15 protein-coding genes and 2 pseudogenes are annotated in these 20,210 nt (G+C 64.9%); 9 read left to right on the forward strand and 8 right to left on the reverse strand.

The window, feature by feature from the left end; translation table 11 throughout:
- Nucleotides 1-26 precede the first annotated feature (26 nt).
- On the forward strand, nucleotides 27-1,091 hold the full coding sequence (locus GP2_RS21220; protein WP_255218625.1) for a 3,4-dihydroxy-2-butanone-4-phosphate synthase: 1,065 nt from the start codon (nucleotides 27-29) through the stop codon (nucleotides 1,089-1,091).
- An 87-nt stretch (nucleotides 1,092-1,178) separates the two neighbouring features.
- On the opposite strand, the gene GP2_RS12870 is transcribed toward GP2_RS21220, so the two are convergent.
- Nucleotides 1,179-1,511, reverse strand: coding sequence for a putative quinol monooxygenase (locus tag GP2_RS12870; RefSeq protein ID WP_006900948.1), 333 nt, complete (start codon nucleotides 1,509-1,511; stop codon nucleotides 1,179-1,181).
- A 655-nt stretch (nucleotides 1,512-2,166) separates the two neighbouring features.
- Between GP2_RS12870 and GP2_RS12875 the strand changes: the two genes are divergently transcribed.
- The 4 genes and pseudogenes from GP2_RS12875 to GP2_RS12890 form a co-directional block, all read left to right on the forward strand.
- The gene (locus tag GP2_RS12875; protein ID WP_040526974.1) at nucleotides 2,167-3,687 is read left to right on the forward strand and encodes a class I adenylate-forming enzyme family protein; all 1,521 of its coding nucleotides are present in this window, start codon (nucleotides 2,167-2,169) and stop codon (nucleotides 3,685-3,687) included.
- Nucleotides 3,688-3,786: 99 nt separating this feature from the next.
- On the forward strand, nucleotides 3,787-4,518 hold the full coding sequence (locus tag GP2_RS12880; protein ID WP_006900950.1) for an SDR family NAD(P)-dependent oxidoreductase: 732 nt from the start codon (nucleotides 3,787-3,789) through the stop codon (nucleotides 4,516-4,518).
- 40 nt (nucleotides 4,519-4,558) lie between these two features.
- Nucleotides 4,559-5,014 (forward strand): MaoC family dehydratase, encoded by a 456-nt coding sequence (locus GP2_RS12885; protein ID WP_006900951.1) that lies wholly within the window; start codon nucleotides 4,559-4,561, stop codon nucleotides 5,012-5,014.
- A 628-nt stretch (nucleotides 5,015-5,642) separates the two neighbouring features.
- Nucleotides 5,643-6,527 (forward strand): annotated as a pseudogene (locus GP2_RS12890) (IS256 family transposase); the annotation flags it as partial.
- Between the two features lie 370 nt (nucleotides 6,528-6,897).
- Here the strand turns inward: GP2_RS12890 and GP2_RS12895 are convergent.
- The gene (locus GP2_RS12895; RefSeq protein WP_006900953.1) at nucleotides 6,898-7,800 is read right to left on the reverse strand and encodes an alpha/beta hydrolase; all 903 of its coding nucleotides are present in this window, start codon (nucleotides 7,798-7,800) and stop codon (nucleotides 6,898-6,900) included.
- Between the two features lie 27 nt (nucleotides 7,801-7,827).
- A complete protein-coding gene (locus GP2_RS12900; protein ID WP_157211685.1) occupies nucleotides 7,828-9,012 on the reverse strand; it encodes an LLM class flavin-dependent oxidoreductase in 1,185 nt (394 codons plus the stop codon).
- Nucleotides 9,013-9,193: 181 nt separating this feature from the next.
- Between GP2_RS12900 and GP2_RS12905 the strand changes: the two genes are divergently transcribed.
- Nucleotides 9,194-10,042, forward strand: a complete 849-nt coding sequence (locus GP2_RS12905) for a mycofactocin-coupled SDR family oxidoreductase (protein ID WP_006900955.1) — start codon at nucleotides 9,194-9,196, stop codon at nucleotides 10,040-10,042.
- 303 nt (nucleotides 10,043-10,345) lie between these two features.
- On the opposite strand, the gene GP2_RS12910 is transcribed toward GP2_RS12905, so the two are convergent.
- The gene (locus GP2_RS12910; protein ID WP_306302387.1) at nucleotides 10,346-11,335 is read right to left on the reverse strand and encodes an NAD(P)-dependent alcohol dehydrogenase; all 990 of its coding nucleotides are present in this window, start codon (nucleotides 11,333-11,335) and stop codon (nucleotides 10,346-10,348) included.
- Nucleotides 11,336-11,687: 352 nt separating this feature from the next.
- On the opposite strand from GP2_RS12910, the pseudogene GP2_RS12915 reads away from it, so the two are divergent.
- The 3 genes and pseudogenes from GP2_RS12915 (at nucleotide 11,688) to GP2_RS12925 (ending at nucleotide 14,946) form a co-directional block, all read left to right on the forward strand.
- Nucleotides 11,688-12,641, forward strand: a pseudogene (locus GP2_RS12915) (AAA family ATPase).
- Nucleotides 12,642-12,866: 225 nt separating this feature from the next.
- Nucleotides 12,867-13,640 carry a vWA domain-containing protein gene (locus GP2_RS12920; protein ID WP_006900959.1) on the forward strand — a complete coding sequence of 258 codons (774 nt, stop codon included), beginning with the start codon at nucleotides 12,867-12,869 and terminating at the stop codon, nucleotides 13,638-13,640.
- Between the two features lie 172 nt (nucleotides 13,641-13,812).
- Nucleotides 13,813-14,946, forward strand: a complete 1,134-nt coding sequence (locus GP2_RS12925; RefSeq protein ID WP_085950515.1) for an epoxide hydrolase family protein — start codon at nucleotides 13,813-13,815, stop codon at nucleotides 14,944-14,946.
- Nucleotides 14,947-14,981: 35 nt separating this feature from the next.
- On the opposite strand, the gene GP2_RS12930 is transcribed toward GP2_RS12925, so the two are convergent.
- The 4 genes from GP2_RS12930 to dprE1 form a co-directional block, all read right to left on the reverse strand.
- Nucleotides 14,982-15,863 carry an MBL fold metallo-hydrolase gene (locus tag GP2_RS12930; RefSeq protein WP_006900961.1) on the reverse strand — a complete coding sequence of 294 codons (882 nt, stop codon included), beginning with the start codon at nucleotides 15,861-15,863 and terminating at the stop codon, nucleotides 14,982-14,984.
- A 3-nt stretch (nucleotides 15,864-15,866) separates the two neighbouring features.
- Complete coding sequence (locus GP2_RS12935; RefSeq protein WP_040526975.1) at nucleotides 15,867-17,861, reverse strand: galactan 5-O-arabinofuranosyltransferase; 1,995 nt, start codon at nucleotides 17,859-17,861, stop codon at nucleotides 15,867-15,869.
- 46 nt (nucleotides 17,862-17,907) lie between these two features.
- Complete coding sequence (gene dprE2 / locus GP2_RS12940; RefSeq protein ID WP_006900963.1) at nucleotides 17,908-18,669, reverse strand: decaprenylphospho-beta-D-erythro-pentofuranosid-2-ulose 2-reductase; 762 nt, start codon at nucleotides 18,667-18,669, stop codon at nucleotides 17,908-17,910.
- Between the two features lie 72 nt (nucleotides 18,670-18,741).
- The gene (dprE1, locus tag GP2_RS12945; RefSeq protein WP_006900964.1) at nucleotides 18,742-20,166 is read right to left on the reverse strand and encodes a decaprenylphosphoryl-beta-D-ribose oxidase; all 1,425 of its coding nucleotides are present in this window, start codon (nucleotides 20,164-20,166) and stop codon (nucleotides 18,742-18,744) included.
- Nucleotides 20,167-20,210: the final 44 nt, after the last annotated feature.

Raw genomic sequence — 20,210 nt, forward strand, 5'->3', positions numbered from 1 at the left:
CCGGTTCGGGCGCGACGTACAGGGCGATGCGCGTCCGGCGAGCTGTCCGCGCACTGGCGTCGGGGTCGCCCGTGGTGGTCGTCGACGATCGTGACCCGAGCCGGGTGTACGGGAATCTGGTTCTCGCCGCTGGTTGTGCAAACTCGGCGAACTCGGCCTTCATGGTACGGCACACGTCGGGATTCCTGTGCGTTGCGTTGCCGGGCGCAGAGTGTGATCGTCTCGATCTTCCGGTAATGCAAGGCGTTGATGAGTTCGGCAGTCCCGAGGTGCCGGCGTGTGTGACTGTTGACGCGGTGGAAGGCGTGACAACTGGCATCTCAGCCAGCGACCGAGCTCGCACCGCGTCGATGCTCGCCGACGCGGCAAGTCGGCCGGAGGACTTCACGAGACCAGGACATGTCGTACCTGTCCGAGTCGCGGACGCAGGACTGCTCCAACGGGACGGCATCGGTGAGGTGGCCACGCACTTGATCGCGGCCGCGGGGCATCGTCCGGCAGCGTTATTCGCAACGCTGGTGGGGGACGGTATCAGTGGTTCGGACCTACCCCACCGCGGAGAGTTGGAAGCCTTCGCTACCGCCCATCGGCTTCAGATCGTGACAGTCACCGACGTCCGTGACGACTTCTTCAGCACCGGCGCACTCGTCGAGCGGTGCAGCCTGGCGGAACTGCCGCCGCATCAAGTCGTGGGATACCGGCGAATCGGTGCCTCGACAATGCATTTGGCCACAGTCGTCGGGTCGGCTGCGGGGGCGAAGGATGTGTATCTCTACGTGCACCGTGATCCCGCGGCCGACCCGGGTAGGTCAGGTGAAGCGCGGGTGCGGCTTGCTCGCGCGGAGGCAATGGTCGCTGCTGCGAGGAAGGGCGTCATCGTGCGGCTACTCGGCGATGACGCGATGGCCGGCCTGGTCTCGTCGGCGCTCGTCGGGGCGATCGTCGACGACCTCGGCGTCGAGTCGGTATGTCTGCTGCACAATGACATCGATGATCACCGAGCACTGCAATCGCGGGGCATCGAGGTCTGCAATCCCGGAGCAGCGTACGAGACTTCCACATGGTCGGAACGACTCGAAGTCGGAGCCTGACAAAAAGTCGTCCTGTCGCGCGGCGTCCTCGTCCGAACATTCGGACGAGGACGCCGCGCATCGGCGGTGGAACGACGGATCAGTCGTTCACAGTGCACCCAGTTTCGGGTCGCCAGCGGGGATTGGCTTCAGGACGGTGACATCGAGCGGCTCGGCAAGAAGATCGCCGACTGCAGCGGTGAGATCGGCGAAGGCCTTGCCGGATCCATGCATCTGCAACTCCTCCGCAGAGGCCCACTTCTCGATGATCACGATTCCCTCTCGGCCGCGGATGCTTTCGTGGGCCGCGTATAGCTCGCACCCACGGTCGTCCGCATGGGTGGCGGCAACAGCGTTGCGGACGGCGGCTTCAACCTCATCACGCTTACCTGGCCTCGGGACGAAAACGGCAACGACCACAACTGGCTGGGTATCGGGCATGTGGATCCTCACGGGAGAAGGGTGTATCGGACGGGTCGAGCATAGGGGCGCACGCCGAGGAGACGTGTCCCAAAACGCGCCAGGCACCCTGTCGGTTGGAGCAACAGTTCTCGGCCGTGAGCCTGTCAACGATTGCTGATCTGACGGTCAGACATGATGTTTCATCTCTCATAGTGGTGGATGTGATGGTCGTGTGGCCGCCTGCGGGAGCGTGGCGCGGTTCGTTGGCGGTCGGCACACGCTGAGAATCTGCGCGGGTGGCGTGGTTTGCCGGACTGCGGGGTGGTCGGCGACGGGGATCTGGCCGTAGTGGAAGCGCACCCGCTGAAGGTCGGCGGTGGCGCCGGCTCCCACCGAGTGCCCCCGACGTACCCGCGAGTGCTGCTGGCCCGACGTTGTGGGTATGGCGCGCGATCCCTGTGATCGGCACACTCTCACTGCTATGTAAACGGCGAATCTGCGCCTACTACGCACGTGAGGTCACCCTCCTGGCGAGACGGGGCAGGACTCACCCGTCGTCAGGGTCAGTTCCCGGCGTCGTCAACAGAGCCGTCCCGATATGCGACAACTCCTGGGGGCCATCTGAATTTAGCCTGCAGAAGATAGTCGGCCGGCGTGCGCCGGTTCGGGGATGGATCCGAGGAAGGCTTTGCAAGTGAACATAGCGAATGTCATCAGGCGGTCGGCGCGGCGCAACCCCGGCAAGGTGGCGATCCGCCATAACGACGCCGAATTGACCTATCAAGAGCTGATCGACAGGTCGTCGCGTTTCGCCTCATATCTCATTGAGCAGGGCGTTCGTCCGGGAGACCGAGTTGGCGTACTGATGCACAACCAACCGGAGTGGATCATCGCCATGCTGGGGATCTGGCAGGCCGGCGGAACCCTGGTGCCATACAACTACCTGTTCCACCCATCGGCGCTGCGGCACGCGACGCAAGATGCCGAGGTGCAGATGATCGTCAGTCCCGCGACCGATGTCGAGCGCCTCGGCGAGGCCCTTCGCGGACTGGCGATTGCGGGCCGGATCATCTCGGTCGGCGAGCATCCCGATGCGTTGACCACCTGGGAATCGGTGCTGAAATCGCCCTCGGCGGCAACCGTCGTCCCACGCTTCGACACCGACGACGCAGTCCTGATGTACACCAGTGGCTCAACCGGCCAACCGAAGGGCGTACGGCAATCGCACCGCGGTATCGCCGCAGTGTGCGAGGCAGAGTGCGACATCTGGTCCATCGACGAAGACGATGAAGCGCTGGTCTGCACCCCCTTGTTCCACGTCGGTGGTCTCCAGCTGATCACGCTGCCGCTGCTGTTTACGGGCGGCACGGTGACACTCAGACGCTGGAATGCCCGTGAATGGCTCGCTGATGCAGCCCGGTACCAGCCGACGATCGTCGCCTTGGTTCCGGCCATGATGATCGACATCCTCAACGAATTGGGCGGTGAGACTTATCCACTTCCGTCTGTTCGGGTATGCGCGATCGGCGGGTCGGCGTTGCCGTTGAGCCGGTTGAAGCAACTCACGGCGGCGACGGGGATCGTCGCCGCCAACATCTACGGGCAGACCGAGCAGATGGGCCTCTCCATCACCGAGCCGCTGGACGAGGATCGGCGCGAAGGCAGCCTCGGAAAACCGTTGGAGCAGATCGTTGAGGTTCGGATCGTCTCCACCGATGCCGAGGATCTCGGCCGCGACGTGCGGATCGGGGAGACAGGAGAGTTGTGGGTTCGCGGCGACACCGTGACCCCTGGTTACTGGCGGCTCGACGAGCTCAACGACGCCAAGTTCGTCGACGGCTGGTTTCGGACCAGCGACCTCGTTCGAGCGGACCGGGACGGCTATCTCTACTACGTCGACCGTGCTGACGACATGATCATCAGCGGGGGCGAGAACGTGTACCCGCAAATGGTGGAAGGCCACCTCGCCGCATGCCCGCTGATCGCCGAGGTTGCGGTGATCGGAACTCCGCACGAACGCCTGTCGCAGCAGGTAACAGCCATCGTGGTGCCCACCAAACCCGGTGTCACAGCTGACGATATCGCAGCGTATTGCGAGTCGAACCCGAACTTGCGCGGTCTTCAGCGGCCTCGGCGCATCGAGATCGTCGACACGATTCCGAGGACGGCCACGAACAAGGTCGATCGACCACTGCTCAAGCGTTCGTTCCAGTAGGGACGACCGACAACACTTCAAGACGGCGTCTGAGTGGGCGGCATAGGTGTCCCTGCCCTGCCGTCGTGTCCTGCACACAGAGTTAGGGAGGACGTCAGAATGGACCTCGACCTGTCCGGGAAGGTCGCACTCGTCACCGGCGGTAGCTCGGGAATCGGCGCCGCCAGCGCGCGCATGCTCAAACATCTCGGCGCTCGAGTCGCATTGGCCGACATTCGCGAACCCGACGCCGCCGCATTGGGCGTTGGCGATTCTCTGACAGTGACCGTGGATGTCACACAACCAGCGCAGGTCGACAATATGGTCGACCAGGTCATCGATCGCTACGGAGCCCTAGACATAGCCGTCAACTGCGCTGGTGTCGGAATGCCGGTGAAGGCCCCCGTCGGGGAGACGGAGATCGCGGAATGGCGCCGACTGCTGTCGGTCAACCTCGACGGTAGCTTTCTGTGCATGAAGTCGGAGCTGGCGGTCATGCAGGCTGGTGCCAGCATCGTCAACGTTGCTTCGGTGACCGCCCTGGTGGGCGTCGAGGGGGCCAGTCCGTATTCGTCGGCCAAGCACGGGCTCATCGGTCTGACCAAGACTGCCGCGCTTGACTACGCGTCTGCCGGCATCCGGGTGAACGCCGTAGCCCCAGGGTTCATCGACACCCCTCTTCTACGCGATCCCGACGAGCAGACTCGACGCCGCCTCTCCGAGGCCCACCCTCTCGGACGGCTCGGGACGGCGGACGAGGTTGCGTCTGCTATCTGCTTCCTCGCAGCGCCGGCCGCCTCGTTCATCACCGGCTCGGTGCTCGTCGTCGACGGCGGTTACGTCGCGCGTTAGGCACAGGCAAGTCCATCTGACAGAAGGGAAGACAGCCGCCATGAGCACTATTGTCGAGTCGCCGGCGCACCTTGTCGATCTAGTGGGCAGGTCGCTGGGTGAGACACGATGGCGTGAGGTCACTCAGGTCCAGGTCAATACTTTCGGCGCGGTTACCGGTGACGAGCAATGGATACACGTTGACGTCGAACGAGCGAACGCAGGTCCGTTCGGGCGTCCCATCGCGCACGGCTATCTGACCCTGTCCTTTGTCGGGCCGTTGTTCGCCGAGCTCCTCGAGGTCCACGGTGCCCAGATGGTGGTCAACTACGGCCTCGACCGTGTCCGATTTCCAGCCGCGGTAGGGGTAGGAGCGCGGATCCGGCTGTCTGCGAGCGTGGCCGAGGTTACCGAGGTCGAGGGTGGCGTTCAGTTGGTCGGCGACGCCGTCGTCGAGATCGAGGGTTCGGCCAAACCCGCGTGTGTGGCGCGTCCGGTCTACCGCTATTACTACTGATCGGGCCTCTGGGCCTGAGACTTCGTTGGTGGCTGACACCTTGACCTGCCTCACCTGTTGGGTTCGAGTCATGGTGGCCAACTGTCGCTGGTGAGGGCGGCGTTGCCGAAGAATGATTCGTACTCGATCGGGGCGGTGACTCGGCGTTGAAGTGGCGGCGTAGGCGGTTGTGGAAGACCTCGAGGTAGTCGCCGGTCGACCAAGACGCCCCAATCACTTCTGTGGATCGCATACTTCTCCGAAACCCCATGAGGTGAGCAGGGTTTGGTGATCGGCACGAACGATGCCGCCGGGCGCAGCCCGGCGGCATCATATGGTTATGTCCAACGCATCGACCACCGGTGTGACATCGGCCTTCGAGTCGGTCGACCAGCCTGCGATTCGCACGACTGAAACGCATCGAGCACTGTGCAGCAGTACGGACAGGGACTGCTGGACGGATGCGTGATAGTCGACTTGTCATGCCGCGGCATCGGCGGTGTGGATCGGGTAAGTCCCCTGTGGTGGTGGGGTTTCGGGGCTGAGGTGAGCCGCTGCTGAGCGTGTCGGTGACCTTGTTGAGGTGGGCCATCGCGTAGTGGTCGATGAGTTACCTCTCACAGTGACTCACAGAAGGACACACCACACGATGACCCAGGACCATTCTGCCTTGCTCGCACAGCTTGATGCACTGACCGCCGCTGATTCCGGGGCGGTGTTCGCCGAGTTGATCCGAGCGGGCCTGCAAGCACTGATCGAGGCCGAGGCCGAGGCCGCTCAGAAGATCGGCGCCGGTCGATATGAGCGTTCCGCGGAACGCGCCACCCACCGCAACGGCCACCGATCCAAGACCGTGTCGACGACCTCGGGTGATGGGGAAGTCAAGATCCCTAAGTTGCGGTCCGGGTCATTCTTCCCCTCGCTGTTGGAACGACGCCGTCGCATCGACAAAGCCCTGCACGCGGTGGTGATGGAGGCCTACGTGCACGGTGTATCGACCCGCAGCGTCGATGACCTCGTGGGCGCCCTCGGCGTCTCGGCCGGGATCTCCACATCCGAGGTGTCACGTATCTGCGTGGGCCTGGACAAGGAGATCTCGGTGTTCCAGGAGCGGCCGTTGACCCACACCGAGTTCCCGTACGTGTTCGCCGATGCCACGTTCTGCAAGGTGCGGGTCGGCGCCCACGTCGTCTCCCAGACCCTTGTCGTGGCCACTGGGGTGTCGATGGACGGAACTCGCGAGGTGCTAGGTACCGCGGTCGGCGAAAGCGAGTCGTTCGAGTTCTGGCGGAAGTTCCTCGCCTCACTCAAAGCACGCGGCCTCGCGGGGGTGCATCTGGTGATCTCCGATACCCATGCAGGGTTGAAAGAAGCAGTGGCCCAACAGTTTACCTGCTCATCGTGGCAGCGTTGCCGGTTGCATTTCATGCGGAACCTACATGGCGCGGTCTCGACCAAACAAGCGCCGGTGGTGACCGCTGCGGTCAAGACCATTTTTGCCCACACCGAGCCGGCCGAGGTTGCCGCGCAGTGGGGGCCTTTTCTCCGGCTGGCCACCGCCGTGGTGATCGAAGCCCACGACGATGGCCACCATCCCACGGGGCACTGCCATGCGATCTGCGATCGGGATGAACGACGCAGCCGGAAACGGCCACTGTGACGGGACACTCTGTGCAGATCCGCCGCGCGGTACGCGGGCAGTCAGCTCGCGATTGGTGACAGGGTTGGACGACGATCGGTGGTGAGCCCGGCGGGAGAACTCGAGGACCCGACATGACACCTCCGCGGGCATCCCACGACGACTGGACCACACTGGAGGGCTCACGTCCGAACCACGAATTCGGCGCCGGTCTCGCGGCGAGCGAGACCGGCGCCGAATTCGTGGTCAGTGGCCCTGTGATCGATCAGACCTGGGTACTGGTTCCCAGGTGCTGCCGGAGAAAGGCCCCGATCCGTTCGGTCGATTCCTGCGCCTCCGGTAGGAAGTTGAACACCGGCCAGATGTGCACCATCTTCTCCCCGATCTCGAGGTCGACCTCACCGCCCGATTCACGCACTTTGTCGGCGAGGCGAATGGCGTCATCGTGCAGTCCCTCGTCGGTGCCAACCAGCACCCTGAGCGGTGGTAGGCCGCTGAGGTCGGCATGCAGGGGCGATGCCAACGGCGTGGCCTTCGGTTCTCGACCCGCCAGGTAGGCGCTGCCCATCGCCTCGACCAGGGCAGACGCCGGCAACGGATCCAGATGTGCGCGCGTGGTGAGTGAGTCTCCCTCGCCAGCGAGATCGACCAGGGGCGAGCATACGACCGCGGCTTCGGGGCGACGATCGCCCTCGTCCCGAAGCTTGACCAGGGCGCCCATCACCAATCCGCCGCCGGCCGAATCGCCCACGAACGTCACGCCCCGCACACCGTCCTGACGCCGGGCCCACCGGTAGGCTGTCACGACATCATCGAGCGGAGCAGGGAACGGATTCTCGGGCGCGAGCCGGTAGTCGACGACGAGAGCACGGGCGCCCGACGCCTTCGAGAGGCGGTAACCGAACTCGCGGTACCCGTGCGCGTTGCCCATGCAGAAGCCTCCGCCATGAACGACGACGACGACCTCGTCTTTGGCCGCGTCTGGGGCGCTCACCCAGATCGCCGAGACCCCGTCGGCGTCTACTTCCTCCACTTCGGCGTCTGCCGGCAGTTCGAAGTTCGCCAGCACCTCGTCGTACAAGCGGCGATAATCATCCATCGTCGCCTCCGGTTCGGAGACAAGATGGCTGAGCAGCCCTCGGGCCCTGTCTAGTTCAGGACTGGTCATGGTGATCTTCCCTTCTAGGAGAGTGAGTCAGAGCTTCTCGAGCTTCGGCTTGACCTCACGGGTGAAGAGCTCATAGCTCTTCGCTGCAGTCTCGCCCTTGATGCCGCCGTACTGGAACACCGAGATCACCTCGTAGTCACCCACGATTGCGCGACGCTCCTCGTGCTTGGCGATCTGCTCCTCGGGCGTGCCCCAGATCTGGGCGTTGGCGTAAACGTCGCACACTGTCTCGATGCCCATGGCATCGATGGCTTCCTTCGCCGCCGCGTAGGAGGCGTACCCCTTGGTGTGCTCGAAATGCCGCCCGCCGAACTCATAGTGTTCGACGCAGGTGAGGTAGTAGTTGGTGCAGGCCTCGTACGCGACGCGCCGTGCTTCCTCCGAATCGTTGTGGCAGTAGGTGAGATCGATCATCATCGGCGGCGGCGCGTCTTCGCCGTGGGTGTCCTTGAACGCCTTCCGGTAATCCTCGATCATCGGCATGTGCATGGTTTCCATCGGTCCCTGGATGAACGCCATCATCGGTAGACCAAGCCGGCCGGCCACAATCGCAGAGTCGGGGCTCATGGCCACCATCGTGGTGCGGCCCTTGAAGGTTCCCAACGGCTTGGGGTGAACCGGGACTCGCTTCTGCTTGTAGAACTTGCCGTCGTTCTCAACGAAGCCCTCCTCGAGGCCGCGCATGACCATCTCCGCGGCTTCGTCGAACCGCTCACGAGACTCGTTCATGTCAAGGCCGAAACCTTCGTACTCACGGCGGGCCAGGCCGCGACCCATGCCGAACATTGCGCGCCCATCGGACAGGTTGTCGAGCAGAGCGATCTTCTCCACGACACGCAGCGGATCGTTCCACGGCAGGATGACGGCAGTCGTGTGCAGCTTCGCATTCTTCGTTCGGCCCGCTAGGTACGACAGAAACTGCGTGTTGTCAGGGCACATCGAGTAACCCGGGTCGAAGTGGTGCTCGACGCAACCGATGCTCTCGTAGCCATCGGCATCGGCGCGGACCGACAGCTCGATCTGATCTTTGTAGATCTCGTAGTCTGTGGACGCATTGTTGTAATTCTGGATCAGATTGGTCATGTGGACTTTCACGTTCACTCCTTGTCCTGACGCGGGTTTCGCCACCGCATCGCCGATATAGATCGTGTCGTTTCGGGGTGGCACGGTGTGCGGCAGCGCTTTACGACCGGCGCATGTGACTGCTGTCACCTGCCGCACTATGTAGAGGGTCGCAGCCTGCAAGGCGACGAGTTTGTCTCATCGCGCTACAGTCGATTTGCCGGATCAGGCTGTCTCGAATTGCGACAAAGGGAGTGATCGGGGTCACCATAGCCTCACAGGGCGACATGGCTCATATGGCCTGTCACCACCACGAAGCGAGGAGACTCATATGGGACGTCTGGACAACAAGGTCGCGCTGGTCACCGGCGCGGCGCGTGGGCAGGGCCGCGCGCACGCAATTCGGCTCGCGGAAGAAGGTGCCGACATCATCGCTGTGGACATTTGTGCGCAGGTGCCCACAGCGCCATATGCCTTGGGAGACCCTGGAGATCTCGAGGAAACCGCAAGACTGGTCGAGCAGTTGGATCGTCGAATTCTGTTTCGGCAAGGCGACACTCGTGACCTGGAAGGCCTCCAGAGCCTGGTCGCCGATGGCGTCGCCGAGTTCGGTGGCATCGATATCGTGGTAGCCAACGCAGGCATCGCCAGCTATGGCCCCGCGTGGGAGATCACCGAAGAGCAGTGGCAGGAGATGCTCGACATCAACCTGACGGGAGTGTGGAAGACCGCGAAGGCCGCAATCCCCTCGATGATCGAAAGAGGAAAGGGCGGCTCGATCATTCTGACCAGCTCTGTGGCCGGGCTGATCGCCTATGCGAATCTCGCACACTACACGGCAGCGAAGCATGGCGTGACGGGTCTCATGCGCGTCCTGGCGGTGGAGCTCGCACCGCACAACATTCGGGTGAACTCGGTTCATCCGACGACCGTGAACACGAAGATGATCAACAACGAAGCGATCTACAACCTCTTCTTCCCGGGGGCGACGAGCATGACCGAGGAACAGGCTGCCGAGGGCTTTGTTCACATGAACGGTCTCAAGATCCCGTGGATCGAGCCTGTGGACGTCAGCAATGCCGTGCTCTACCTGGCATCGGATGAATCGCGGTATGTCACCGGTACGACACAGGTCATCGACGCCGGCGGAACTGCGCCGTACAAGATCCCGCACGGGTGATCACGCAACCATGCCGCAGCGTGGTTTCTCCCGATACTTTGCTGACGCCGTTGCTCCGCGGCTCGAGTCGAAGGCGACGTCCAGCACATTGAGCGACAACGTCTGCATGTTGCCCATTCGCAGGTCGCGCTCAAGGTCGGATTCCTGCCGGCCGACGAAAGGAGCCGGCCGACTCGAGGTCTGAGATCTCGCGGTGGATCGGGACGGGGCCAGCGTCCCGATCCACCAGCGTATGGGTCACGTGAGGCCGCAGCGGAGGCCGATTCACCCGACGGGGAGCGAGGTCAACCTGGCGGGGCGGCGTCAGGGAACGATGACCGCCCTACCGAAGACCTTCCCTTCGGCCAGGCGTTTGTAAGCGGTCGGGGCGTCGAGGAGAGGATGCGTCTCGACGGCCACGCGGATGAGGCCGGCGCGTGCGAGGTCGACTACTTCCCACAAGTCAGATCTGCTGCCCCAGAATGTACTTCGTACTGAGGTCTCGAAGGGCTGGCGGCGATACCCGACTGGCAGCGCACCGTTGCCGACGCCGACGATGACGATGTCCCCATGAGTGGCAGCAACCGAGCCCGCCAGTCCAACCGTGCGCTCGGTGCCCACGAAGTCGAAGATCGCGTCCACTCCTGCGCCCGCAGTCAGTCGACCGATCTCATCTGCGGCCGCTTCGTTGGCGATCACGCAATGGTGGGCGCCAACCTCTCGCGCCAGCCGTAGCTTCTCCTCGGACACATCGGCTGCAATGACCGTTGACGCCCCGAGGGCGCGGAGGATCTGGATGGCGATGTGGCCGAGCCCACCGGCGCCGATCACGAGCGCATACGTTCCAGCACCGAGGCGGTGTCGCGAACCGTTGATGGCGTGATACGAGGTGAGTCCGGCGTCGGTGAGCGCTACGGCTTGCACCGGGTCGAGGTCGCGTAGCGGCACCAGGTGACGCTCGGCGTCGACCAGCATGTACTCGGCCATGGCGCCGGCGACCGATATCCCCGGAGGGTGCACACCGGCGGGGTCGGTGCAGTAGTTCTCCTCGCCCCGTGCACAACTCCGGCAGATGCCACATCCCCAGGGACCGTAGACGAGCACCGGGGTATCCGCCGGGAAGCGGTCTGCGCCCGGCCCAGACGAGACCACCACCCCGGCCGCCTCGTGACCCAGGGTCAGAGGTAGTGGCCCGTAGCGGTACTCCTCGGGGGGTGACGCCATGATGTGCAGATCGGAGTGACACACCCCAGCGGCGGTCACCCGGAGCAGAACCTGCCCGGGTCCGGGTGATGGGCGGGGGATGTCGACCACAGTGGGTTCTTCCCCGAAAGCGGTGTACTGCAGCGCCTTCAACCTGACCTCCGATCAGTGATGACCAATGGCCGAGATCGGCCGTGGACAGCAAAGATACGGGATCGATTGTCCCTCTGATGTCCTAAGTTGCGACACGGTCAGCCGGACCGTGCAGTATCGCACAGCTCCGCGATGGAGGGATGTCGCAGTTTGCAACGGTGCCGATCGCGTCGGGCTTTGCGGCAGGTGTGCGATCCGTCTCGTATTGCAACAACGCGGGTGATACGCGTCACGATAATCTCGCGCAATCCCCGCCACCGCACCGGGTCTGGAGCAGGTGGATAGATGGAGCCGAAGGAGCCTAGGTCGAATGACAATTGAGATCTCCAGGGAACCTGCTGGGACGCTGGGGGACGTGTGGTCCAGGATCGCCAAACGCGTCGTTGGCCGTGAGCGGGAGCTGAAACTCCTGCTCGCTGCGGTGGCGGCGGGGCGCGATCTCATGCTGGAGGGCCCTCCTGGAACATCCAAATCAACTCTTCTGCGTGCGATTACGGCCGAGTGGGGTATTCCGCTCGTGTTCGTCGAGGGGAATGCAGATCTCACCCCGACCCGGCTCGTTGGGCACCACAACCCGGCACGCGTCCTCGCTGAGGACTACAACGCGAGCAACTTCGTCGAGGGCCCACTGCTCGAAGCGATGCGGACCGGCGGCTTTCTTTACATCGAGGAGTTCAACCGAGCTCCGGACGACACACTCAACACACTGTTGACCGCGATGGCCGAGCGGGTGATCACTGTGCCTCGGGTGGGCAGTGTGCAGGCACTGCCCACCTTCAGAGTCGTCGCCTCGATGAACCCGTACGACAACGTCGGCACGACGCGCCTGTCGACGTCGGTGCACGATCGGATGTGCCGACTGGTGACGACATATCAGGATGCGGAAGCCGAAAGGGAAATCGTCTGACGCCGAAGCGAAGTCACTTCTCCGCGACTGATCGCGGACGCGGTTTCGCTGACGCGTATGACCCGCGAGCGCGACGACATCCGGCAAGGGAGCAGTGTCCGCGGAGCGATCGATCTCGCCGTTGTCGCACACCAACTGTGCGTGCTCGAAGGCGTTGAGGCGCCGGTGGACGAGGGCATCAACCCTCCGCGTGGTCTGCCCAAGGACTACACCGAGGTCATGCTGAACGCAACGCTGGTGGCGCTGTCCGGCCGAATTCACCTGGACGATACCGCCGTTGATACGCCCGAATCAGTGTTGCTCGAGATCTGGCAGGAGTATTTCCACTTGCGTCCTGCGATTGCCGAACCTGGTTGAAGAGCAGCGTCGGTCAGAGATGACCCCACGCGATCGGAGCGAGCGCGCAAACCTGATGGCGTAGCGCGACGGCGAGCGCCGCTGCGTCGGAAACCGAAACAACTCGTCGACAAGCCGACGCTGATCACGCTCGGAGGCGGGGGAAAGGTAGGTACTCCAGCTCGGTCGAATCGGGCTGGTCTTGACTCGCATCCCGGGTCCACGCGAGCAGGCTCGACGCGGGACGTGACCGACGAGAAAGGTGAAGTGGTCACGGCCGGGTCCCGGCAGTCGGTAGATGAGCTCACTCGGAAACGAGCGCTGGATATCGCGCGCAAGCTGGCGCTGGCCGAGCCGACTCGGCAGCGTCGCGGTCGTAGGTCTCCTGGAGGGACGATGAGATCGATGCGCTATCGCGGCGCTTCGGACGAGATAGATCTCGACGCGACCCTGCTGGCAATTGCCGGCAATCCAGTCCCCAGTGACGATGACATCATCGTACGTGAACCGGTACGCACACGACGGTCGATTGTTCTGGTAGTGGACATCTCGGGGTCGGCGAAGGGCGAGCAGATCAAGACAGCAGCAGCCACAGTCGGCGCAATGGTCGGGGAGTTGCATCGAGACGACGTGGCGGTGGTCGCGTTCTGGTCCGACGCCGCACTGGTCACGGCGCTTGGCGAGCGGAAGTCCCCGAACGAGGTCTTGAACGCGATCTTGGCGTTGCCGACGCAAGGATTGACCAACGTCGCGTTCGCGCTCGAGGTTGCTGCGCAACAACTCTCGGGAGTCTCGCCTGCGGACGGCCGCGTTGTCTTGCTGAGTGACTGCGTCCACAACGCCGGTCCGGACCCACGCGATGTGGCGTCGAAGCTGCCACGTCTCGACGTTCTGTTGGACGTGTCCGGTGAAAGCGACCAAGCCCTCGGCTCGGAGATGGCTCTCCTTGGCCGCGGCCGGTGCTGCCTCATCAGGGACCACCATGATGTGGCCCCCGCGCTCGCCTCCATGTTCGCCTGAGTCGTCGACTCATGTTGCGGGCATCGCGAAGTGACTTCCTCTCCTGGCCGAGCCGTGCGCGGCGGGCAGAGCGCACGCCGGGTGTCTCGAGATGGGACGTGAGAGCCGTCTTCTCGCACGGTTGAATCACTGTATGGATCCCACAGGTTTTCGGCAATCTGGCGAGGCCGGCATGAGCCTGGACATCGACGGCGCCACGGCGGATCATGTCGGGGGCATCGAGGACTGGCAATGGTCGCCGGTCGAGGAAGCCGCGATCGAGGACTTGGTTGCGCGACTCGATCGGTATAGATCCCCCGTACTCTCCGCGGCCTCGGGATGGGAGCGTGGTACCCCCACCGATTATCTCGAGAGCCTCGTGAAGTACTGGGCGCGGTCATTCGACTGGAGGGTCGCCGAGCGCCGCATCTGCTCGTATCCGTGGGTTCGCGCAAACATCAACGGGGAACCGGTAACCGCAATACATCGGCGGTCTCGGGATCCGGAGGCGCCGGTAGTGGTGCTACTCCACGGATGGCCGGATTCCTTTCTACGGTTCGAACGTGTGTTACCGCTCCTCGAAGATGTTCACGTGGTGATCCCTTGTCTGAAGGGATATCCCGGCGCCGTGATCGCGGGATCGGAGGTGGCGACTCCCGCGGTGATGGCCGAGCAGGTCGCGGGTCTCCTTCGAGCCCTCGGGTACACGCGGTACGTGGTGTCTGGTGGCGACGTGGGTAGTGTCGTGGCGACTCACCTGGCCGGCAACCATGGGAAGTCGGTCTCGGCGCTGCATATGACCGACCTTCCCGCGATCAAGGTACCTGTGGCCGTTCGGCGCGAGCTGACCGAACGTGAACTGATTTATTATCGCGAGGCCCGAAGATGGCGCGCGACCGAAGATGCGTATCGAGCTGAGCAGGCCACCAAACCGCATACCCTCGCTCGCTCGTTGTCCGACTCGCCGGTGGGCCTGGCAGCATGGATAATCGAGAAGCTGCATGGATGGTCGGACTGCCGGGGTGACATCGAATCCGTGTTCTCCCGGGACGATCTGCTGACCTGGGTGAGTTTGTACTGGCACACGGGCGCGATCGGTACTTCCTTCGATCCCTATAGCGCCCCGCCGTTGAATGTTGATCACGTGGAGACGCCAACCGCAGTGAGTGTGTTTCGGCATGGGCTTCTACCTCCAGGACGAGAGCTCTTCAGGCGCTTCTACAATGTGCAGTCGTGGAACGAGCATGCCGATGGCGGACACTTTGCCGCCTGGGAGAGGCCTGTCGAGTTCGTTGAGGGCCTTCGTAGTGCTCTGACCCTGGCGTGAGTCCGTACCTTCGTTCGCTTCCGAGAGGACCGAGTTCATTCGGCGGCCGGATGAGACCCTCCCGGCCGATACGGTGGTCTCCGAACGCCAGACGGTCGAGGAACCGTCCACGTCCTGGGGTTCGGGGAGTAGGTCGAAGAGAGTGCACGGCGCGCGGCGTCGGCGACCCCGTCGCGATAAAGCGGGCCGTGACCGGCCAGCAGGAGGTCGGCGTCGAGTTCGGTGAAGCGCTCGACGCTGCGGCGGGCCGTGGGTTCGTCGTGCTGGAACGGCGACGGGGTGCATTGCGGGCCGGCGATGGCGGAGATCTCGTGTCCGCTGATCAGTGCGTCGCCGGAGACGAGGGCCCGCCCGTCGGCGACGAGGTAGGCGCTGTGGCCGTCGGTGTGTCCGTGGCTGGCCACCGGGACCGGCGACCCCGGCAGGTCGAGTGCGGCGCCCTCGCCGGCGACGCGGTCGTGCGGGTGGGCCGCGGACAGGCCCTTGCGGCTCAGCACCCCGAGCGGGGTGGTCTTGGCCAGCCAGGACCAGAGCCGCAGCTGGCCCGCCAGCGGTGCCAGGTCGAACGCATCCGCCTGCTGGAGGTGGTGGCGCAGCGCGTGGTCCACCTCCACCGGGTCCATGTACACCGCGAAGCCGAAGCGCGACTGCAACTTTGCCAGGCCGCCGAGGTGGTCGACGTGCGCGTGGGTCAGCAGCGCGCCGGCGATGTCCGAGGGGTGCCGCCCTATCCGGCGGATCGACTCCACGACCTGCGCGGCCTGCCCCGGGTAACCGCCGTCGATCAGGGTCAGCTGACCGTCTTGTTCCAGCAGCACCCAGTTCACCACGTCGGTGTGGACGAAATGCGTTGTCGACGAATCACCTTCGACGGAGGTGATCTCCATGGGCCGGTCGAAGGCGAAGGGGGGACGCATGGCTCACTTCCGGACGACGAGGACGAACGGGCCGATCTCGGTGACCTCGAAGCGCGGGTCGTCGAAGACGCTGGGGTCGAAGGTGACGTTGTACCGCTTCACGTTCGGGTCGTTCGGGTAGACGTCCTCGGCCAGCCGCAGCGAGTAGCCGTCCGAGCTGTACCGGAACAGGAAGACGTTCGGCGGGCGCCACGGTGAGGAGTCGAGTTCGGCGATCAGCCGCTCGGTGTCCTCGGACTCCGCCCACTTCTCGATCGTCGCCGCCCGCTTGTCGAACTCGGCGAGAGGGTTGGCGTAGTGCGAGGTCAAACCCTGGAATCCCCAGTACGGGTAGATCGAGAGGAAACCGTAGTCGGCGGTGAGCACGACGTTGTCGGTCGGGGGCCTGCCGGTCTGCTCGCGGATCAGCCGGTCGATCTCCCCGAAGTACGACTCGGCGCCGGCGGGCCGCTCGTCGGCCCGCTTCCCGTAGCCGTCGGTGTCGGTGTAGGCGGTGGTGATCTCCGTGCCGAGGTGGCCGGGGATGCTCTGTGCCACCGCGATCGACGCCAGCACGGCCACCGCGCAGACGACGGTGCGGACATCGCCGAAGCGGTCGACGGCCCACCGGCCCAGGTCGACGACGCCGAGTGCGCCCGCGGCGGCGAGCACCGACACCAGGATCGGCTCGAGGCGGAACGAGAGCAGCGTGGTGCCGAGCGCGGTCATGAGCATCGACAGCAGGCAGAACAGGTACACCGCGACCACCGTGGTGCCCAGGGCCAGCGCGGCGGTGCGGGTGCGGAAGCGCAGGAGAATCCAGACGAGGCCGATGAGCGTGATGGCCCCGATCAGGTTCACGTGGAACATCGGCAGCGGCAGGTAGGCGCCGCGTTCGGGCAGATAGTGCTCGGCGGTGCCGCCGCTCGCCGGTGCGCTCGACAGCCGCTTCAGCAGGAACGGCGCCCACACGAGCAGGGCGATGAGGCCGGAGATGACGCCCACCGCGACCAGGCGCCCGACCACCGCGACCACGATCTGCCGGCGCCGGGCCCGCACCTGGGCATCCGGCAGGGCCTTGTTGGCGGCGGCGAGCCACCCCTGGACCAGCAGCCACAGGGTCAGGAGGACGGCGGTGAGCGCGAAGAGTCCGGTGTAGAGCGTGTACGTCGCCGCCGAGATGCCGAAGAACACCCCGGAGGCCACGACCGCGGGCCAGCTCGTCGCCCGGCCGAGCGGACCGGTCGGTCCCTGGCCGGCGCGGCTCTTGCCGCGCAGCGCGTAGGTCAGGGTGATGAGCATCGGGACGCCGACCATGACGAGGATCGCGGCGTAGGGCTCCGGCGACGCGTACAGCAGCGACATCGTGGTGACCGCGAGGGCCAGGGCCACACCGCGATCCGCGCCGAACATGCGGTTGAACAGGATGACGCACACCGCGGCCGCGATCGACATCGACACGATCGCCCACGGCTTGTACGCCTCCCAGCCCGGCTGGCCCAGCAGGTTCGCGAAACGTCCTCCCCACCAGAACCATCCGGCCGGGTAGTACGGCGGGAGATCGACGTAGGTCATGTCCGCGAGCCGCGGGCTCGAGGTCATCCGCGTCAGGTATTCGGTGCGGAACTCCTGGTCGACCGAGAGGCCGAAAAGGTAGAGACGCGTTGCGCCCAACGGCATCCCGATGGTCACCGTGACGAAGGCGCTCATCGCGGCCGCAGACAGGAACGGAACGAGCAGGCGCCCTTTGCCGTACCGGTACAGCAGCGCGACGACCACCAGCAACGCGATCGCGAGGACCTGGCCGGCGGTCGTCAGCGACCGGGTGACGTTGGACGAGTTGAACGCCGGCCAGTTGACGGAGTCGATCGCCGTCAGCCCCACCAAGGAGACGAGTCCGCCGACCACCAGCGCGGTCGACAGGGCCAGTGCGGCCCCGCCGTATCGCCTTGCGGCGGAATCGGTTCCCTCGGTCGGCGGAACGGGCGGAGTGGGTTCGGCCTTCACAGGTGTCGTCATTGCGTCGCAATCAGTCGGCGCGGGCAGTGCTGAAGGGCAACCGCGATCAGATCGGCAGCTTGCGGAAGACCGGTCGCGGGATGTGGCGCAGGATCATCATGATGTAGCGGAAGGTGCCCGGCACCCAGACGATCTCCTTGCCCTTGATCGCCGCGGCCACCACCAGGCGGGCGACGTCTTCCTTCTCGACGGTCAGCGGGGCCTCGGCGACATGGGCCGACAGCCGGGTGCGGACCTGGCCCGGGCGGACGACCAGCACGCGGACGCCGAAGGGGCGCAGCGCCTCTCCGAGTCCGAGGTAGAAGCCGTCGAGGCCGGCCTTGGTGGAGCCGTAGACGAAGTTGCTGCGGCGCACGCGCTCGCCGGCCACCGAGCTCATCGCGATGATCTGGCCGTGGCCCTGGGCGCGCAGCTTCTCGCCGAGCAGGACGCCGACCGACACCGCGGCGGTGTAGTTGATCTCGGCCTCGGCCACGGCCAGCTTGTGGTCCTGCCAGGCCTGCTCGTCGTCGCCCTGGATGCCGAACGCCACGATCGCCACGTCGACGTCGCCGTCGGCGAACGCCTTGTCGATGACCTCGCGGTGGGTGTCGGTGGCGCGGGCGTCGAAGTCGATGACCTTGACGTCGGTCGCGCCGGCCTTCTTCGCCTTCTCCACGGCGGCCTCGACGGTCGGGTCGCCGGGCAGGGCGGCCAGGATGACCCGTGCCGGGCCCTTGCTCAGGTACTCGGCGGTGATGGCGAGCCCGATCTCCGAGCTCCCGCCCAGGACCAGGATGGACTGGGGGACGCCGACGGCGTTGATCATCGTGTGCTCTCGCTTTCTGTCTCCCCGGCGAGGGGGCAGTGGGTCTGGTGGAGGTCTCGAAGCGGTTGTGGGTCAGGCGAGTTCGAGGCGACGGCCCATGTCGGACATGAACACGCGGTGCGGGTCGATGCGGCGGCGCACCGCGATCCACTCGTCGATCCGCGGGTACATCGCGTGGAAGTTCTCCGCCGACGTCCGCGAGTCCTTCGCGGTGTAGAGGCGTCCGCCCATCGCCATCACGCGACGGTCCAGATCGTTGAGGAACTCGGCGAGCCCCTTCTTGACCGGGAAGTCCAGGCAGACGTTCCAGCCCTTGAACGGGAAGCTCAGGGGCGCCCGGTTGCCGTCGCCGAACAGCTTGATCACGTTGAGGAAGCTGACGTGGCCCGACGCCTGGATGTGCTCGATGAGGTTGGTGAACTCGGCCTCGTTGCCGGTGGGCACGATGAACTGGTACTGGCAGAAACCGCCGCCGCGGCCGTAGGCGTTGTTCCAGTCACCGAACACGTCGAGCATGTGGTAGAACTGCGCGAGATTCTTGACCTTGCCCTGGCTGGGCGGGCCCATCCGGTAGTACGCCTCGCCGACCGCGGCGAAGCTGAGCTTGTTGGCCAGCCCGCGCGGGAAGATGTCCGGGAACCGCAGCAGCGGCTTGTTGTTGAACGACAACGGATCCTTGCGGTACTTCTCCGGCAGCTCGTCGAGGCGGGCCAGGTTTCCGCGCGAGAAGGTGCCGCGGCCGAGCTTCGGCGGCGCGCTGATGGTGTCGAACCAGCCCGACGCGTACTCGTAGCCGTCCTCGAACCCGTCCTGCAGGTGCAGGTCCAGGGTCTCCTGCAGCGACGCGGTCTGCGCGGTGTCGGCGATGAAGTAGGCGCTCTCGGTGCGCTTCATCTGGATCTTCGCGCGCAGGATGATGCCGGTGAGGCCGATGCCGCCGACCGTCGCCCAGAACAGCTCACCGTTCGGGTCGTCGCCGGAGCCGTCCGGGGTCAGGGTGAGGATGCGGCCGTCGGCCACCAGCAGCTGCATCTCGACGACGTGGTTGCCGAAGCTGCCCTGGCTGTGGTGGTTCTTGCCGTGGATGTCGTGCGCGATCGCGCCGCCCACGGTGACCTGGCGGGTGCCCGGGAGGACGGGGACCCACAGGCCGTGGGGGAGCGCCGCCTGCATCAGGGTGTCCAGGGAGACGCCGGCGTCGAGATCGACCGTGGCCGTCTCCTCGTCGACCGCATAGATCCTGGTCAGCGGCGTCATGTCGATGGTCAGGCCGCCGCTGTTCTGGGCCGACTCGTTGTACGAGCGGCCCAGGCCGCGGGCGATGACGCCGCGCTTGAGGTAGTCCGGCTTGTCCGCGTTGTGGTCGGCGACCCGCGCGACCGCCTCGGCGATGACCTCGGGGTACGGCGTGGACAGGACGTGGCCCTCGATCGGGGTGGTGCGAGACCAGCCCACCAGCTTGCGGGTGGTGATCGGCAGCAACTCTTCAGTAGACATCGGTGAAGAGACTACTCGGCCGCTGGTGACCACAGGTGAGAGAC

The organism is Gordonia paraffinivorans NBRC 108238 (genome assembly GCF_000344155.1).
Taxonomy (GTDB): Bacteria; Actinomycetota; Actinomycetes; order Mycobacteriales; family Mycobacteriaceae; genus Gordonia; species Gordonia paraffinivorans.

Coding starts and splice junctions, on each gene's coding strand:
- GP2_RS21220 (WP_255218625.1), top strand. CDS start 27: ATGCGCGTCCGGCGAGCTGTCCGCGCACTGGCGTCGGGGTCGCCCGTG.
- GP2_RS12870 (WP_006900948.1), bottom strand. CDS start 1,511: ATGCCCGATACCCAGCCAGTTGTGGTCGTTGCCGTTTTCGTCCCGAGG.
- GP2_RS12880 (WP_006900950.1), top strand. CDS start 3,787: ATGGACCTCGACCTGTCCGGGAAGGTCGCACTCGTCACCGGCGGTAGC.
- GP2_RS12885 (WP_006900951.1), top strand. CDS start 4,559: ATGAGCACTATTGTCGAGTCGCCGGCGCACCTTGTCGATCTAGTGGGC.
- GP2_RS12895 (WP_006900953.1), bottom strand. CDS start 7,800: ATGACCAGTCCTGAACTAGACAGGGCCCGAGGGCTGCTCAGCCATCTT.
- GP2_RS12905 (WP_006900955.1), top strand. CDS start 9,194: ATGGGACGTCTGGACAACAAGGTCGCGCTGGTCACCGGCGCGGCGCGT.
- GP2_RS12925 (WP_085950515.1), top strand. CDS start 13,813: ATGAGCCTGGACATCGACGGCGCCACGGCGGATCATGTCGGGGGCATC.
- GP2_RS12930 (WP_006900961.1), bottom strand. CDS start 15,863: ATGCGTCCCCCCTTCGCCTTCGACCGGCCCATGGAGATCACCTCCGTC.
- GP2_RS12935 (WP_040526975.1), bottom strand. CDS start 17,861: ATGACGACACCTGTGAAGGCCGAACCCACTCCGCCCGTTCCGCCGACC.
- dprE2 (WP_006900963.1), bottom strand. CDS start 18,669: ATGATCAACGCCGTCGGCGTCCCCCAGTCCATCCTGGTCCTGGGCGGG.
- dprE1 (WP_006900964.1), bottom strand. CDS start 20,166: ATGTCTACTGAAGAGTTGCTGCCGATCACCACCCGCAAGCTGGTGGGC.